Source organism: Rasiella rasia (genome assembly GCF_011044175.1).
Taxonomy (GTDB): domain Bacteria; phylum Bacteroidota; class Bacteroidia; order Flavobacteriales; family Flavobacteriaceae; genus Marinirhabdus; species Marinirhabdus rasia.
The window spans coordinates 2185348-2201238 of record NZ_CP049057.1 but is presented as its reverse complement, the minus strand read 5'-3'; the positions used below and the strand labels follow the sequence as shown (position 1 = coordinate 2201238).

Below are 15891 nucleotides of genomic sequence, written 5' to 3'. Positions count from 1 at the left end.
AGGTCTCATCTATTTAAAGTTTCAACAATTATTATTTATTTCCGAAGCTGTTATTATCTCGATTAATATCTGCCATAAGGGCACTAGCATCAATGTTCATAGTAACCACCTTTTTCCCTGCAGGGATATCGAAACTATACGTTGGGTAAGCCCACGCCCAGTTTTTAAGCACCGTCCATTTTATATCGCTGTACGGATTGCTTTTTTCTGCACGAGCCATTTGTAGCGGAATGTAGAAAGTTTCTTGACTTCCATCCTGATACTGTACACTTAGATCTATAGGCATTGCTATTTCACCAAGCCGCTCTAAGGTAACCGTTGTTGGACCATTATCCTTAGGCTCTACACTTTTAATTGCGTAATCTACCGTGCCCGTTGTTTGCATAAAATCCATTAGGTACCAATCTAGCTCAAATCCAGATATCTTTTCTGCAACGCGAATAAAGTCGTTTGGAGTTGGATGCTTAAACGCCCAATCTTTAAAATATTGCTTAATAGTTTTGTCTAGATTTTCCTTGCCAATAATATAGCCCAATTGCGACATAAACACTGCACCTTTGCTGTAGGCTGTAATGCCATACGATTGGTTATAAGTATATCTATCTGCATGAGTCGTTGCGGGTTGTTCTTTCCCACTTTTGGCTAAATAAACATAGCCGCCATACGAGCGTGCCAACGGATTAGGATTTTTTTCGTTCAAGATTTCATTAGACGCCATGGCCGAAATGTAACTGGTAAACCCTTCGTCCATCCATTCGTGTTTTGCTTCGTTGGTTGCAAGTAAAAACTGAAACCATGTATGTGCCAACTCATGTGCCGTAACACCAAACAGGCTATTAAACTCGCGCTCGCCTGTAATAAGTGTGCTCATGGCATATTCCATTCCACCATCGCCACCCTGAATCACAGAGTATTGCTTGTACGGATAGTCGCCAATATGCTCGTTAAAATACGCTAGTAAATCTGCTGTTAGTGGTTGTAACTTTTTCCAGTTATCCTTAATTTCTTCATTGTCTTTGTAATAGAAATTTAGCGTAACGCCATTCGGACCATCGTATTGGTCATGAATGTACTCTTTATCTGCTGCCCATGTAAAATCATGTACATCTGGAGCAATAAATTGCCATGTTCTTTTACCACCTTTCCCTTTTTTAACGGCTGGGTAAGCACCTCCTTTTACATTTGATGCACTGTATCCGGTACCTCCAACCGTATAATCTTTATCGATATGAATGGTTACATCAAAATCGCCCCAAACACCATGAAACTCGCGTGCAATATATGGATCTGCATGCCATCCTTGGAAATCGTACTCGGCTAATTTTGGAAACCACTGTGTCATTGAGTAGGCAACACCTTCTGAATTATTGCGACCACTTCTTCTCACCTGAACAGGCACCTGAGCATCCCACTCCATGTAAAAAACTGTACTGGCGCCGGGCTGAATAGGTGAATTTAGTTGTACCTCTAAAACGGTACCAACCACTTCATAAGAAACTTTCTTACCGTCTTGGGTAAGTTTCGACGGTTTTATATAACCAATTTCATTAGGGGCAAGCATTGAGATTCTATCTTTTACCCTACCATCTGGATCTGCGATGGTTCTAGAACGTACATCCATCTCGCTTCCCGGTTGAAAAGCATTAAAATAGAGGTGATAAAAAACACGGTCTAATACATCTGGCGAATTATTGGTATAGGTCAATGTCTGTTTTCCAACGTATTGAAAATTTTCAGCATCCACATCGATATCCATCTTATAATCTACTTTCTGCTGCCAATACGAAGTGTTATTTTGAGCACTCACTGCAACAACGAGTAGCAGTGCCCAAAAACTATTAAAAAGAGTTTTTTTCATGGTATTTATACAATTTATTAGTGTCTAATGAGTATTGCTTTTCTATCCTTCTGAAATTTTAATTCATGAAGCTATAGCGCAATAATGTACACTGAATGAATGACTACATTTTTGACGCCATTATTAAGGCGTTATACAAGTTAACCATTTTTCCAGATTTTGATATATTATTAAATGAATCTGTGTTAGATGCATCACCCCCTAAAACAACGTTTGCATTAGTGGAAAGTCCGCTATCCATAATTACTTGCTTTACCTGTTTTGCTGATAGGTTAGGATACATAGAACGAATAACAGCGGCAACACCAGCAACAGCAGGAGACGCCATAGAGGTTCCTTGTAAGTATTCGTAAGTGTCTAGGGGAGTGGTAGACCAAATTTTTACCCCTGGAGCAAATACGTCTACATTGCTTTTTCCGAAGTTAGAAAAATTAGCAACAAGTTCACTACCATATTTGTAATTTAAAGCACCAACGGTAAGCACGTTTCCAGCATATTCTGCGCCTGTTTTTGTCTGGTCGTTCGGGTAAACAATGTTTTCATCAAGGTTTAGCCCTTCATTTCCTGCAGCGTTTACAATTAAAACGTCTTTGCTTTCTGCATATTTAATAGCCTCAATAACCCACTCTGGATGTGTAGAATAGTATTTTCCAAAACTTGTATTTAACACCTTAGCACCATTGTCTACCGCATAGCGAATAGCGTTGGCAATATCTTTATCGTACTCGTCTCCATCTGGGACGGCACGTACTACCATAATTTCTACATTTCCGGCAACACCATTCATTCCAATACCATTATTACGTTGTGCAGCTATAATTCCTGCAACGTGAGTACCGTGCTTTGCGTCTGCCTCTTTTGGGTCTGGACCATCTACATCTCCATTTCCGTAGTACTTGGTAGCTGGATTGTTTGGGTCGTCACCTAGCATTTCTTTTCTGAAGTCTTTATCAATATTAAAGTGTGTGTCTAGACGGCCGCTAAAATAGTCGATACCACCTGTTAACTCTTTAATTACTTCTGGAACACTATCTCCAAAATTCAGCATTTGCGTTAACATACCAATTTGCTGTTGTTGTTCTGCTGAAGGATTTGTAATACCAGCCAAGTCTTTTTTGGTGTAGTCTTCTTTCCCAAATTTTTTGGTCATTGCCGCATGCGCTGGTTTCACACTTTGCAAAATTTGATCGTACTGAGCTTTTTGCGCGAGGGCTTGTTGCTTTTCTTTTTCAAATTCAGCCTTTGCTTTTTTGTACATTTCAAATTCAGCACGATCTGCGGTACTTATAGAGGCATCTGTTTTGCCTTCAAATTTCGGATTTAATGCTCTAATAATTCGAACATATTCCATGTTCTCACCTACAATGTTTCCAAGAAAATTCCAGCCGTGTACATCATCTACATAACCGTTATTGTCGTCATCTTTTCCGTTATTTGGTATTTCGCCTTTGTTGGTCCAGATTACATTTTTTAAATCTTCGTGTTCTACATCTATTCCGCTATCTATAACTCCAACAATTACAGTTTCGCCTTTTTGTTTCTTAATGATTTCAGCATAAGCCTTATCTACACTCATCCCTGGAATTGTATCCATTACCAAGTCGCTAGCAACCCAATTCTTTGTCTGGACGTCGGTTAATGGGGTGATTTTTAAAGGAGTTGTGTCAATATTTCCAATAGGAGTTGATACTACTGGAGCAACGCCACCACCACAACTAGCCAATAATGTGGCTCCAGCGATAGCAAAAAAGGAAGATTTTAAAATATTCATTCGTTCAGTTTTAATTTAATAGTTCGTTCAAAGTATAGGTCTGATCAAGGCGAACACCTTTTTCAGTATGTTTTACAGTAATTAATGGGTTATAAGCATCGTGCTCGAGCCATAAATAATAGTTGTTATCTGCTGCCGCATTTAAGAATTTCTCTTTTTCTGGCAGCGTAAGCAAAGGTCTTGTATCGTACCCCATCACAAACGGCAAAGGCAAATGCCCTGCTGTTGGAAGTAAATCTGCCATAAAAACTATTGTCTTTCCTTTGTATTTTACATGGGGTATCATTTGCTTATCTGTATGTCCATCTGCAAAGAAAATACCAAAGTCAAGTTCTTTAGCTTCAGAAAAATCTGATGTTGGCGACGTTACAAAGTTAAGTTGCCCGCTTTCTTGTAAGGGTATGATGTTTTCTTTTAGGAAAGAAGCCTTTTCGCGTCTATTGGGTTGGGTTGCCCAAAGCCAATGGTCTTTGTTAGTCCAAAATTTGGCGTTTTTAAAAGCTGGCTCGTAGCCCGTGCGATCTTTGTTCCATTGAACACTGCCTCCACAGTGGTCAAAATGAAGATGCGTCATAAACACGTCGGTAATATCGTCTCGATGAAATCCGTGTTTTTTTAGTGAATTATCCAGATTGTGGTCTCCCCAACGAAAATAATATCCAAAAAACTTTTCAGATTGCTTGTTTCCCATACCAGTATCTACCAACGTAAGCCTATCTCCATTTTCAATAAGCATACAACGGGCTGCAATGTCAATCATATTATTACTATCTGCCGGATTGATACGTGTCCAAAGAGATTTAGGAACGACACCAAACATGGCACCGCCATCTAATTTAAAATTTCCGGCTTCTATAGGATACAGCTGCATAAGTCGTGCAAAATACAAAAAGGCAGGCGAATGTGGTAGGGTGTTAAGGATATATTAAGAAGTTGGAAAAGACTGTGTTGTAAAATGGCATTAGAAGAGTATACCAACGCTTTCTTCAACTACCGCCTTAACGGCTTTCCGAAATGGTACGGCACTTTAATTCTTTTACTCCAGTACGAGGTTTGTTACTAAAACAAGAAAGAAAATTTTGTAAGAGTCTCTAGAAAGTTTAGAGAACGCCTAAAGCCAGTATGAAGCCACTAATAAAGAAGCATTGTGAGGTAAAAAATAACTATTTCGGTGCTTGTAACAACAACAGATGTTGAAAATCTATGATAGTTAGCCGTGTAGGCACAACTACAATTTTGTTAAATATTTCGTTAGCTTAGTGTATATTTATATTTTCACACCAAAATTGAATCTATGTTAGAGCTGGCGGGAGTTATCATTTTAGGAATATTGGCACAATGGGTAGCCTGGAAATTTAAAATTCCTGCTATTTTACCTCTTATCTTAATAGGACTCTTTGTTGGGCCTATTTCAACGTTTATTTCTGAAGATGGCACCCAATGGATTCAACCCATCTGGAATACAGAAAAAGGATTTTTTCCCGGGGAAAGCCTCTTTTACTTTGTCTCTTTAGCAATTGGTATTATTCTTTTTGAAGGAGGCCTCACCTTAAAAATTGGGGAAGTAAAAAAAGTTGGAGGTGTAATCGGAAAACTTATCAGCCTTGGTTCTATCATTACATTTTTTGGTGCTGGAGTGGCCGCACACTACGTTTTCGGATTAGACTGGCAAATTTCATTTCTATTTGCAGGACTCATTATTGTCACGGGGCCAACGGTAATTACACCCATTCTTAGAAACATTCCTCTTAGAAAGGATATTTCCGCAGTACTAAAATGGGAAGGTATTTTAATAGACCCAATTGGCGCTTTGGTTGCCGTGTTGGTTTTCGGTTTTATTACGGTAAATGTTCCACCAGAAGGCCTCGTAGAAGAAGTAGGAGCCGCTGCAGACGGGCATAGCACAGGTGGAGCCTATACTAAGCACGCGCTTGTAGAATTCGGTAAAATCATTGTAATTGGCTTTGCGTTCGGACTTGCAGGTGGATTTGCCATGTTTCATGCAGTGAAGCGAAAAGTGATTCCGCATTACCTTTTAAACGTAGCATCACTCTCTATGGTGCTACTCATTTTTGTTTTAAGCGACTTGTTTGCTCATGAATCTGGATTATTAGCCGTAGTAGTAATGGGTATGTATCTAGGAAATACAGATTTACCCAACCTTAAAGAACTGCTTTACTTTAAAGAATCGCTTAGCGTATTGCTCATTTCCATCTTATTTATATTACTAGCAGCAAACATTAGTATAGACGACTTATTACTAATTTACAACTGGAAAACAGCTATTCTTTTTGCAGCCGTTATTTTTATTGTTCGACCTTTGGGAGTCTTTCTTAGTACTTGGGGATCTAATTTAAAAGTGAATGAAAAACTATTTATAAGCTGGGTAGGGCCACGGGGTATTGTTGCAGCAGGTATTGCATCGCTTTTTGGAACTAAATTGGTAGAGCTAGGTGTACCAGGAGCCGAATACATTACACCCCTTGTTTTTGGATTAGTATTGGTAACCGTTTTATTAAATGCAACAACAGCTCGTTTAGTAGCTTCTTTACTAGGTGTTTTCTTGAAGAAGTCTGAAGGAATTATGATTATTGGTGGTTCTCGTGTCTCTAGACTTATTGCTTCCTATTTAGCAAAAAACGACAGACATGTTGTATTGGTAGATAGTAACCGCGCGAATATCATAAAGGCTAAAGAATTAGGAATAGACGCTATTAATGCCAACATCTATAGCGACGACCTAGCCGATAATATTGAATTGAGCGATGTAGGATATCTACTTGCTATGACGGGTAATGACGAAATTAATAGACAAGCTATGACCCGCTTCGGAAAGCAATTTGGGGAAAATGGAACGTTTAGATTGATGACTTCTGGAGAGTTATTAAACAAGAATGGATTTGATAAAGATGATGTTTTTAGCAATACCCATGACTATCTCCGCTTTACCGAAGTTGCACGCGACTACCCTTCTATTCAAGAGATAGATGTAGACAATAACGGTAAGTTTGTAAAGGTGCTTGAAACTATTAGAGACAATAAAGACGCGATACCGTTATTTATAAAAGACTCTCAAGGGCATATAGAACTAATAGACACCCTAACCAATTACGATATTGAGAAGGGAAGTGCTATTGCCTACCTCGGTAAGCCTATAGATTTTGAAGACGTCGTGGTGGCGACACAAGATGCGGAGACTACCGATTAATATTTTTAAAATAATACCTACTATTTGTCGTTTTACTACTGAAACTTCCTAGCATGAAAAAACCCGTATTTTTAGTTCTACTGTGCCTAGCTGCATTCTCTTGTGGTGATGATGACGAACGTACCTGCCGTTTTTGTAGCTCAGACCAAACCCCAGAGTTTGAACTTTGTAGAGAGTCTAACGGAAATGCATCTATAAACGGAGAAGATACCGGCACTAACTACGAAGCCTACTTAGACGATTTAGTCGAAGCAGGCGCCAATTGTGGGGGATAAAAAACCACCCCGGAGGATGGTTTTACAAGCCTGAGGAAAACACTTCTAAAATCCAAATCTCAAGCCTAGTTTTGCGGTGCTACCCTTGCCAATAAGCAGGCTAGTGTTTTTTTGTTCAAACGAGGTGCCGCCATTTTCAGGCTCGTACATGATGTTTTGATGATTCACTACTGGAATACTAATTGAAAGAAAAAGGTTGTCGTTTAAAGGCACGCTTAGTCCTGTGTTAATTCCAACTTCAAACCCAGAGACAGTGTCTTTAAAACCATCGCTGTCATTGCTTCCAAAGATAACGTTTGCAGATAGCCCATTAGCAACCAAGGTTTCACCACTAGCAGAAATTGGGGTGAACAGTTGCACGGTAGGCCCAACACCAAACCAGGTGCTGGTATTGTCCATAAAACTACTAGTTTCTAAAGATGCGTTGGCACCAATAAATAGTTGATTGTTACCCAAATCAACCACATTAATTAAGTATTCGGCGCCCAAGCACAAGGTGGTTTCTTCAAAATCTTGTCCAAAACCTACGCCTCCAAATACGCCAATGGTTTGGTTGGGTAAAGAAATATTTTCTGTAGGAGCTAGCTCTAATGATGGGTCGTCAAAGCTAATGTCGTTTTCTGTGCAACAATTTGTTGCTAGTAGAGATAACACACTTAAATTTTTATCTGCCGGAACAAACTTTTGTCTGTTTCCTTTGTTTGAAAAGTCTATCAAGAAAACAGTAGGCTTTTCATATTTAAATCGCGCATTTTTAAGAGCGCTAATAGATTTTCCTTTACAGTTACACTTAATAGTTATGGTGGTCTCTATCTTTCCTGAAATTTTAGCGGTATAACCTATCCAATCGTCAACAGTGTTCCCGTCTTCCCAAGTTTCCATAACAAATCTAGACTCAATTTTAAACACACATTCTTTTTTCGTTACTGTTCTTTGGTCGAATACAAACCCTTCTTTTTTTAGCTTTTTAAGCTGCCTGTAATAGGCATCAACCGAGGCCGCAAAATTTTTAGGCGCTAGGTCACCAATATTCTTGTTGTATACAGAGTTTACAAAATTGACATACGAATTTTCATGTATAAATGAGTACATAGGCAGAAACCCATTGCGCGTTGATAGTTTTAAAGGAGCCAATTGGGTTAGCATATAACTTAAGCTATCCATACTTTGCCCAAGTTCTTTTTTCGGATTTGGAAGTATACCACTTTTACCTAATCGTTTAAGATAAGACATGGGGTAGCAAGGACCATACATTTTACCTTTGAAACTTGCATTTTCTATCATTATGTTCATCTCCTTATGCAATGTCCATGCAGTACTCATGCCTTTTTTGCTTGGTTTCTTTTTCTGTGCAATAGTACTGTTACAGTTGGCGATTAGAAATAGTATGCACGCGAACAGAGTTTTGAATTTCATGGCAACGAATTTTAAAAGTGAATACCAAAAATGCCGTTTTTATGACTTTAGAAAGTACCTAATGAGAATTATAGGGAAACAAGTTAGAATTCACCCTATCTCACCAAGTTTGTGCAGAAGTGCCTGGGTTTTAGAACCTGCAACAGCAATTTGTTGTCCAGAAGAAAGCTCTAAAACGCTGTCTATTTTATGAAAGGTCTTCGCATAGTTGAGGTTGACCAAGTAACTTTGATGACTTCGGAAAAAGGAGTACCCTTTAAGCTGGTCGTCGTATTGCTTTAGGGGCTTAGACACCACAATGGTTCGTTGGTCTTTGGTATGCACCTCGGTGTAATTGTTGTCAGATTTCAGATATAAAATATCATTAATAGCTACAATATGAACGGCTTCAAGATTTTTTAATACTAATTTTTTGTTTTTCTGAAGGGTATTAAAATTATAGAAAAACGCAGCCAGCTGCTGGTTATATTGCTCTAAATTTATGCTACTAATAGCGTTTGTAACCGAAGCGATTAGCGCTTCATCTTCAAACGGTTTTTCTAGAAAATCTAACGCACTAAACTTAAAGGCCTCTACAGCATATTTACTATACGAGGTGATAAAAATAATTTTGAAAGGAATCGTGTCAAACGTCTTAAACAAGGTGAAGACCTCATCGTTATGAAGGTTTATGTCAGAAATTACCAGGTCGGGAGCACTGCGTTCAATCTGTTCCTTAGCTTCCGTTAATGTGCTTGCCGTAACAATGGTTGTAATTTCGTCAAAATTAGAACCTAGCACCGTAACCACATGTGCCTGTACACGCTGATCGTCTTCAATAACTAAGCAAGTTAAACTCATGCTATAAATATTTCTTCAGAAAGGTAAGCATTACTGTGGTTCCTTGTGGTGCATCTGCTTCATTTCGCGAAACCACCTCTAGAGTTACGGGGTAATTTTCAGTTTTTAAGAGGTTTTCCATACGTTGTTTGGTAATAGACGTGCCCATAGATTTATGCAGCGAGTTTGCATTGTGTAACGTTTCCGCAATACCTTTGCCATTATCTTTTATTGTTACCGTAATCGTTTCGCCTTCTAACTTGTAACGCACAGATATTTCACCGTTTTGCATACCCTGAACACCATGAATAATCGCATTTTCTACGAAAGGCTGAGTAAACATAGGCGGAATACATAGGTTCTCTGCGTCTAATGTCTCTTCTATATGCACAGTATACAAAAATGAATTGTTATGCACCAGTTGCTGCAAGGCTAAGAAGTCTATAATGGTTTCTGCGTCTTCTTCTACTGTGATAAATTTTTCGACAGAGTTTTCGAGAATATTGCGCATTAGCCCGCTAAAATTACTAATGTATTTAGTAGATTTTTGGGTGTCGTTTTGTTTTATAAAATATTGAATTCCGTTAAGAGCATTAAAGAGAAAATGCGGATTCAATTGCATCTGCAAAAGCTTTCTAGTGAGTTCAGAAAACTGTAATTTTTGTTTGGTCTGGTAACGCTTATATCCAAAGAAAAGAGCAATTAATAGCAGTGCCACACCCACAACACTCGCCCAAATAATGTTGCGTTGGTTAGCAAGCTTAGACGCTTGTAAGTTATTGCTAGTCTCTAACAATACAATTTCTGCTGCCTGCTTTTCGGTTTCAAATTGTGAGGTAATTTCAGCAATACGTTCATTTTCCTGTAGTGCATTAAGAGAATCCTTCATTTGGTCATAACGCTTTGCGTAAAGTAGTGCTGTTTTATAATCACCACCTTCTTCATACGCTCTTTGTAGCGAAGCTATTGTAGTGGCTTTTTGCCCTCTTTTTTCTGAAACTTTAATGGCCTGAAGCAAATAGTTTGTTGCGGGCGCTAGCATTCCTGCCTCTAGATACGATTGCCCAATAAAGAACAAATTTTTATCTATTTGGTCTGCGATGCCCAGTTGCTTTTTAAGCTCAAGCGATTGTTTAAACGAAGCAATTGCAGGTTGCCATTGTTTATTTTCAAAATAGCCGCGCCCTAAATTGTACAAGACATTAGCTTTTATAGCGTTGTCGGGTTCAAGTGCTAACTCTGCCAGCATTGCTTTAGAAACTGATATGTTCTCTGGTATACTGTCTTTACCGTACGTTATTTTACGCGTATGCTTCTTTTCTGCCTTATCACTAAACAACAACGATTGGTTGTAAAAATAACCCGCCAATTCTTTTTTATCGAGTTTGCTATAGACTACACCTAACTGCAGATTGGTTGTCATAAGCCCCTGTCTGTTTTTGGCCTCGGTATAGAAGTGTAAGCTTTGCAGGTAATTTTCTAGCGCCTTGTCATACACTTCCTCTAGATAATAACGGTTGCCATAATTATAGTAGATACCACCCAAAACATGAGCACTTAATGCATCTTTATGCGCGAGGTTAAAATTTAAAATAGCTTCTGCCTCGGCATAGTTTCCGTTTCTAATTAAGTAAAAAGAATGATAATAGCCCACCTGCCCAATAAGCAAGGTGTCTTTAAGGTCTAGGGCATGTTCATAGGCCTTTTTAGTGTAGAAAATGGCACTATCTAGCCGTTTGGTGCTGTGTGCTTTGGCTTTCTCTAAATAAGGGTCTATAGTATTATGGTCGGTCTGTCCTATCGCTAAGGCCGCCGCAACGAAGAAGAAAAATAAGGGAAGGCTATTTTTCATACTGTAAAGTACAAAAAATATATGTGTAAGCTTCTAGTTTATAATGTGTTAATTGTTTGTGCGCAAGGGGCCAAGAAATTACACTTTTCTTTCAACCACCACAGAGTTGGCTACATGGTCATGGATAGCCTGCTTTTTATCACTTCCTGTAACGGTTAGCAGCGAAATCCAGCCCAGTAGAAATTTACAAATAAAGCGGGCTAAGGCGCGAGTAAACGAAATTTTCTTACCAGATTGTCCATCTTTTTCTACGGAAATTTTACTGTAAAAATGTCCGATGGTTTCGCCATAAATACTAACGAGTAGGGGTTCGTACAGTACAAAAAGAAAAAGTGCTATTACGATTCTAATCCAATTAGAAACGTTTTCGAAAAGGCTTAATATTTCCGAAGCGGCATACATCAAAGCAATGAGTACTACAGCATCTATACACGCTGCTTTTATACGTTGTGGCAGATTTGCATATACTGGAGAAATGCTAGTCATTCAATTTTAACACAGCCATAAATGCTTCTTGTGGGATTTCTACATTACCTACTTGACGCATACGTTTCTTTCCTTTTTTCTGCTTTTCTAACAGCTTACGTTTACGCGAGATATCACCTCCGTAGCACTTTGCAGTTACATCTTTTCGCAGTGCTTTTACCGTTTCACGTGAGATAATCTTAGCTCCAATAGCCGCTTGTATAGGAATATCGAATTGCTGTCTCGGGATTAACTGTCGCAGTTTTTCGCACATTTTCTTCCCAATATCGTAAGCGTTGTCTTGGTGTAATAATGCAGAAAGTGCATCTACCACGTTTCCGTTTAAGAGTACATCTACTTTTACCAATTTAGACTCGCGCATTCCAATAGGAGAGTAGTCGAAAGAGGCATATCCCTTAGAAACGGTTTTTAACCGATCGTAAAAATCGAATACAATTTCGGCTAGTGGCATATCAAAACTCAACTCCACACGCTCTGTCGTTAAATAGGTCTGATTGGTAATTTGTCCTCGCTTTTCAATACAAAGTGACATTACAGACCCAACAAAATCTGATTTGGTAATAATAGTTGCTTTAATATACGGCTCCTCCATTCTGTTTAATCGAGAAGGGTCGGGCAAATCGCTTGGATTATTAACCAATACTATGGTGTCTGGTTCTTTGTTGGTATAGGCGTGATACGATACGTTAGGTACGGTAGTAATAACCGTCATATCAAACTCACGTTCTAGGCGTTCTTGAATAATCTCTAAGTGAAGCATTCCTAAGAACCCACATCGAAATCCGAATCCTAACGCTGCAGAACTCTCGGGCACAAATACCAAGGAAGCATCGTTAAGTTGAAGCTTTTCCATAGACGCACGAAGCTCTTCATAGTCTTCAGTATCTACGGGATAAATACCCGCAAAAACCATAGGTTTTACATCTTCAAAACCTTCAATCATATTGGTAGTAGGCGATTTTGCATCGGTGATGGTATCTCCTACTTTTACTTCTACTGCTTCTTTAATTCCGGTGATGAGGTATCCCACATCTCCTGTTTTAATGACTTGTTTAGGCAGTTGTTTCAATTTAAGTGTTCCAACTTCATCGGCAAAATAGTCTTTGCCCGTTGCCATAAATTTAATGTGCTGCCCTTTTTTAATTTCTCCGTTCAGCACTCTAAAGTATGTTTCAACACCACGAAATGGGTTGTACACAGAATCGAATATTAAGGCTTGCAAACTTTCGTCTGGATTACCAACGGGTGCAGGTACACGCTCTATAATGGCAGCAAGAATTTCATCGATACCAATACCTGTTTTAGCACTTGCTGGGATAACCTCTTCAGGGTCACAGCCTAATAAATCTACAATATCGTCTGTTACCTCTTCAGGGTTGGCAGAGGGTAAATCTATTTTATTGAGTACAGGAATAATTTCTAAATCGTTATCTAGCGCCAAATACAAATTAGAAATAGTCTGCGCCTGTATGCTCTGGGCGGCATCTACAATAAGCAACGCACCTTCACAGGCTGCGATACTTCTAGAAACTTCGTAAGAGAAATCTACGTGTCCTGGGGTGTCAATTAGGTTTAAAACATAATTTTCGCCCTTGTAGGTATATTCCATCTGTATAGCGTGGCTTTTAATAGTAATACCGCGCTCACGCTCTAGATCCATGCTGTCTAATAACTGCGCCTGTTCTTCACGTGCAGTCACGGCGCCAGTAGCGCTTAACAGTCGGTCTGCCAAGGTGCTTTTACCATGGTCAATATGGGCGATGATGCAAAAATTTCGGATGTTCTTCATTCTTATGCCCACGGGGTGGGTAACTTTTTAATGTTTCATTTACACCTTAAAAACAAGGCGTAAAGGCTGTGCAAATATACTTTAAAAAGCGAGTTTTTTCTTGCTGAAACCTACAATACTAACATATTGAGTATTTTTGCGGAAGTTTTAGAATTAAATTAAACAGATTCTCACCTTAAAGGGAGTACCAATGGCAAAAATAGGAGACATAGATGTGGGTGAATTCCCGTTGTTGTTAGCACCCATGGAAGACGTGAGTGACCCACCCTTTCGGGCACTTTGTAAAGAACAGGGAGCCGATGTAGTGTACACCGAATTTATTTCTTCGGAAGGACTTATTCGTGATGCAGCCAAAAGTGTGATGAAGCTTGATATTTACGAGAAAGAACGTCCTGTAGGTATTCAGATTTTTGGAGCGGTACTTGAATCTATGCTGAAAAGCGTCGAAATTGTAGAGGCCAGCGGCCCCGATATAATTGATATAAATTTTGGTTGCCCCGTAAAAAAAGTGGTTAGCAAAGGCGCTGGAGCCGGTATTCTAAAAGATATAGATCTCATGGTTTCGTTAACCGAAGCTATGGTAAAACATACTAAACTACCCGTTACTGTAAAAACAAGATTGGGCTGGGATCACGATTCTATAAAAATCGTGGAAGTGGCAGAACGATTGCAAGATGTGGGTTGCAAAGCAATTTCTATTCATGGGCGTACGCGAGCTCAAATGTATAAGGGCGATGCAGATTGGGCGCCAATTTCCGAAGTAAAAAACAACCAACGTATGCATATTCCGGTGTTTGGGAATGGCGATGTAAATACACCCGAACGTGCGATAGAAATGCGAGATAAATACGGGCTAGATGGTGCAATGATTGGTAGAGCCAGTATTGGCTACCCGTGGTTTTTTAAAGAAGTAAAGCACTTTATGGAAACCGGAACCCATTGCGCGCCACCCAATATGGCAGAGCGTGTTGAGGCGGCTAGACGCCACCTACAAATGGCGATAGACTGGAAGGGTGAACGCCTGGGGGTTTTTGAAACTAGAAGACACTATACCAACTATTTTCGAGGCATCCCGCATTTTAAGGAATACCGTATGAAAATGGTAACAAGTGACGATAGTGCCGATGTTTTTGCAGCTTTTGAAGAGGTCTTAGAAAAGTTTGGAGATTTTGAGTTTTCTATTTAGCAACAAAAATAACTTCTGTGTTTAGACTAATAACCGTTCTCTTACGCGGCTAGAAGCGATCTTAGATGCTATTAAACCCAGTATGGTTAGGGTGACAAAAACCACTACAATGTTGACCAATTTTAATTCTACCGGATACGGCAAGGTTGCGGTTATATAGATAAGTTTAAATTGTAATTGTGCCCAGACTACGATAATACCTAGTGTGATGCCTAAGAGACCGCCAAAAATTGTCATTAATGCACCTTGCATAAAGAATACGCGTCTTATTTCTTTAATGGTTGCACCTAAGTTGTAGAGTGTTTTTATGTTCTTTCGTTTGTCTAGAATCATCATGATAATAGATCCAATAACATTAAAAAGTGCAATGATTAAGACCAAGGTAAAGATGAGGTATACTGCAACTTGTTCGGTATTCAACATTTTGTAGAGAGCATCATTTTGCTGAATTCTATTTTTAATAACTATGGGTTGGCTATCAAAAATTTTGACTAGATGGGTTCTTACAAGTGTTTCATCTACTTCAGGTTTCAATTTTATAGCGATTGATGATACTTTGGTACTGTCCATCTGAAGCAGGTCGTGCGCAAACCCTAAATCTGTAAACACATATTTTCCATTTACGTCTTCGTTTACATCATAAATCCCGGAAGCAATAAAATCTCTTTTGGTAAAGGCGCTGGCAAGGTCTGTAGTTAAAATTTGTCCTGTTCCTGGTTTAGGAACTAAAATTTCAGGCAGGCTGGTAAAGTCCATAGTGCCTAGGGAAAGTTTATGTGCAATGTTATAACCAATTACAGCTTCCTGCTGACCCTCAATAAGCCAACGTCCAATAAATATTAGGCTATCGGTTACCGTTACCTTTTGGTAATTAGCGTCTACTCCTTTAATATAGGCGATATGATTTTTTTCTTCAAACTGCAAAAACACACGTTCTTCAACAACCTTAGCGTAGGCTTCTACGCCATCTACGCGATCTAACTTTTGTAGAATTGCTTCGGAAAGCGTAATGGTTTTTCCACTTTCGGGCTCTATTTTAAGATCGCTGTCAAACTCGTTGGTAAACTGAAGGCTAAAATCTTTCAGTCCAGAAAAACCTGAAAGTACGATAAACAATGCCATGGCACCTACAACAATACCTATTGCCGCAATAATGGTGATAATATTTATGGCGTTGTTGCTGCTCTTTGAAAACAAATATCGCTTGGCGATGTAGAGCGGAAAATTCAAA

12 protein-coding genes are annotated in these 15891 nt (G+C 39.1%); 3 read left to right on the top strand and 9 right to left on the bottom strand.

Annotation, left to right across the window (positions count from 1 at the left end):
- Positions 1 to 31 precede the first annotated feature (31 nt).
- The 3 genes from G5B37_RS09955 to G5B37_RS09945 form a co-directional block, all read right to left on the bottom strand.
- Complete coding sequence (locus G5B37_RS09955; RefSeq protein WP_164679887.1) at positions 32 to 1858, bottom strand: M1 family metallopeptidase; 1827 nt, start codon at positions 1856 to 1858, stop codon at positions 32 to 34.
- A 103-nt stretch (positions 1859 to 1961) separates the two neighbouring features.
- On the bottom strand, positions 1962 to 3629 hold the full coding sequence (locus G5B37_RS09950; protein ID WP_164679886.1) for a S8 family peptidase: 1668 nt from the start codon (positions 3627 to 3629) through the stop codon (positions 1962 to 1964).
- A 10-nt stretch (positions 3630 to 3639) separates the two neighbouring features.
- A complete protein-coding gene (locus tag G5B37_RS09945) occupies positions 3640 to 4500 on the bottom strand; it encodes an MBL fold metallo-hydrolase (protein WP_164679885.1) in 861 nt (286 codons plus the stop codon).
- A 423-nt stretch (positions 4501 to 4923) separates the two neighbouring features.
- On the opposite strand from G5B37_RS09945, the gene G5B37_RS09940 reads away from it, so the two are divergent.
- Both G5B37_RS09940 and G5B37_RS09935 read left to right on the top strand, forming a co-directional pair.
- Positions 4924 to 6837 (top strand): cation:proton antiporter, encoded by a 1914-nt coding sequence (locus G5B37_RS09940; protein ID WP_164679884.1) that lies wholly within the window; start codon positions 4924 to 4926, stop codon positions 6835 to 6837.
- A 53-nt stretch (positions 6838 to 6890) separates the two neighbouring features.
- Positions 6891 to 7112 (top strand): hypothetical protein, encoded by a 222-nt coding sequence (locus G5B37_RS09935; RefSeq protein ID WP_164679883.1) that lies wholly within the window; start codon positions 6891 to 6893, stop codon positions 7110 to 7112.
- 45 nt (positions 7113 to 7157) lie between these two features.
- Here G5B37_RS09935 and G5B37_RS09930 read toward each other — a convergent pair whose 3' ends face one another.
- The 5 genes from G5B37_RS09930 to lepA all read right to left on the bottom strand — a co-directional run bounded on the left by G5B37_RS09930 (position 7158) and on the right by lepA (position 13474).
- Positions 7158 to 8528 (bottom strand): hypothetical protein, encoded by a 1371-nt coding sequence (locus G5B37_RS09930; protein ID WP_164679882.1) that lies wholly within the window; start codon positions 8526 to 8528, stop codon positions 7158 to 7160.
- Positions 8529 to 8618: 90 nt separating this feature from the next.
- Positions 8619 to 9368 (bottom strand): LytR/AlgR family response regulator transcription factor, encoded by a 750-nt coding sequence (locus tag G5B37_RS09925; RefSeq protein ID WP_164679881.1) that lies wholly within the window; start codon positions 9366 to 9368, stop codon positions 8619 to 8621.
- Position 9369: 1 nt separating this feature from the next.
- Entirely contained in the window at positions 9370 to 11199 is a 1830-nt protein-coding gene (locus G5B37_RS09920) for a histidine kinase (protein ID WP_164679880.1), read from the bottom strand.
- Between the two features lie 78 nt (positions 11200 to 11277).
- The gene (locus G5B37_RS09915; RefSeq protein ID WP_263649779.1) at positions 11278 to 11685 is read right to left on the bottom strand and encodes an RDD family protein; all 408 of its coding nucleotides are present in this window, start codon (positions 11683 to 11685) and stop codon (positions 11278 to 11280) included.
- The gene (lepA, locus tag G5B37_RS09910) at positions 11678 to 13474 is read right to left on the bottom strand and encodes a translation elongation factor 4 (protein ID WP_164679879.1); all 1797 of its coding nucleotides are present in this window, start codon (positions 13472 to 13474) and stop codon (positions 11678 to 11680) included. Before lepA ends, G5B37_RS09915 begins: the two co-directional genes overlap by 8 nt.
- Before the next feature lie 190 nt (positions 13475 to 13664).
- Here lepA and dusB point away from each other — a divergent pair, with 190 nt between their 5' ends.
- Entirely contained in the window at positions 13665 to 14660 is a 996-nt protein-coding gene (dusB, locus tag G5B37_RS09905; protein WP_164679878.1) for a tRNA dihydrouridine synthase DusB, read from the top strand.
- Positions 14661 to 14681: 21 nt separating this feature from the next.
- Here the strand turns inward: dusB and G5B37_RS09900 are convergent, their stop codons facing one another.
- A complete protein-coding gene (locus G5B37_RS09900) occupies positions 14682 to 15890 on the bottom strand; it encodes an ABC transporter permease (protein ID WP_164679877.1) in 1209 nt (402 codons plus the stop codon).
- Position 15891 lies beyond the last annotated feature (1 nt).

Bases quoted from the DNA above. Each gene is read 5' to 3' on its own strand.
- G5B37_RS09955 (WP_164679887.1), bottom strand. From the start codon at position 1,858: ATGAAAAAAACTCTTTTTAATAGTTTTTGGGCACTGCTACTCGTTGTT.
- G5B37_RS09950 (WP_164679886.1), bottom strand. From the start codon at position 3,629: ATGAATATTTTAAAATCTTCCTTTTTTGCTATCGCTGGAGCCACATTA.
- G5B37_RS09945 (WP_164679885.1), bottom strand. From the start codon at position 4,500: ATGCAGCTGTATCCTATAGAAGCCGGAAATTTTAAATTAGATGGCGGT.
- G5B37_RS09940 (WP_164679884.1), top strand. From the start codon at position 4,924: ATGTTAGAGCTGGCGGGAGTTATCATTTTAGGAATATTGGCACAATGG.
- G5B37_RS09935 (WP_164679883.1), top strand. From the start codon at position 6,891: ATGAAAAAACCCGTATTTTTAGTTCTACTGTGCCTAGCTGCATTCTCT.
- G5B37_RS09930 (WP_164679882.1), bottom strand. From the start codon at position 8,528: ATGAAATTCAAAACTCTGTTCGCGTGCATACTATTTCTAATCGCCAAC.
- G5B37_RS09925 (WP_164679881.1), bottom strand. From the start codon at position 9,368: ATGAGTTTAACTTGCTTAGTTATTGAAGACGATCAGCGTGTACAGGCA.
- G5B37_RS09920 (WP_164679880.1), bottom strand. From the start codon at position 11,199: ATGAAAAATAGCCTTCCCTTATTTTTCTTCTTCGTTGCGGCGGCCTTA.
- G5B37_RS09915 (WP_263649779.1), bottom strand. From the start codon at position 11,685: ATGACTAGCATTTCTCCAGTATATGCAAATCTGCCACAACGTATAAAA.
- lepA (WP_164679879.1), bottom strand. From the start codon at position 13,474: ATGAAGAACATCCGAAATTTTTGCATCATCGCCCATATTGACCATGGT.
- dusB (WP_164679878.1), top strand. From the start codon at position 13,665: ATGGCAAAAATAGGAGACATAGATGTGGGTGAATTCCCGTTGTTGTTA.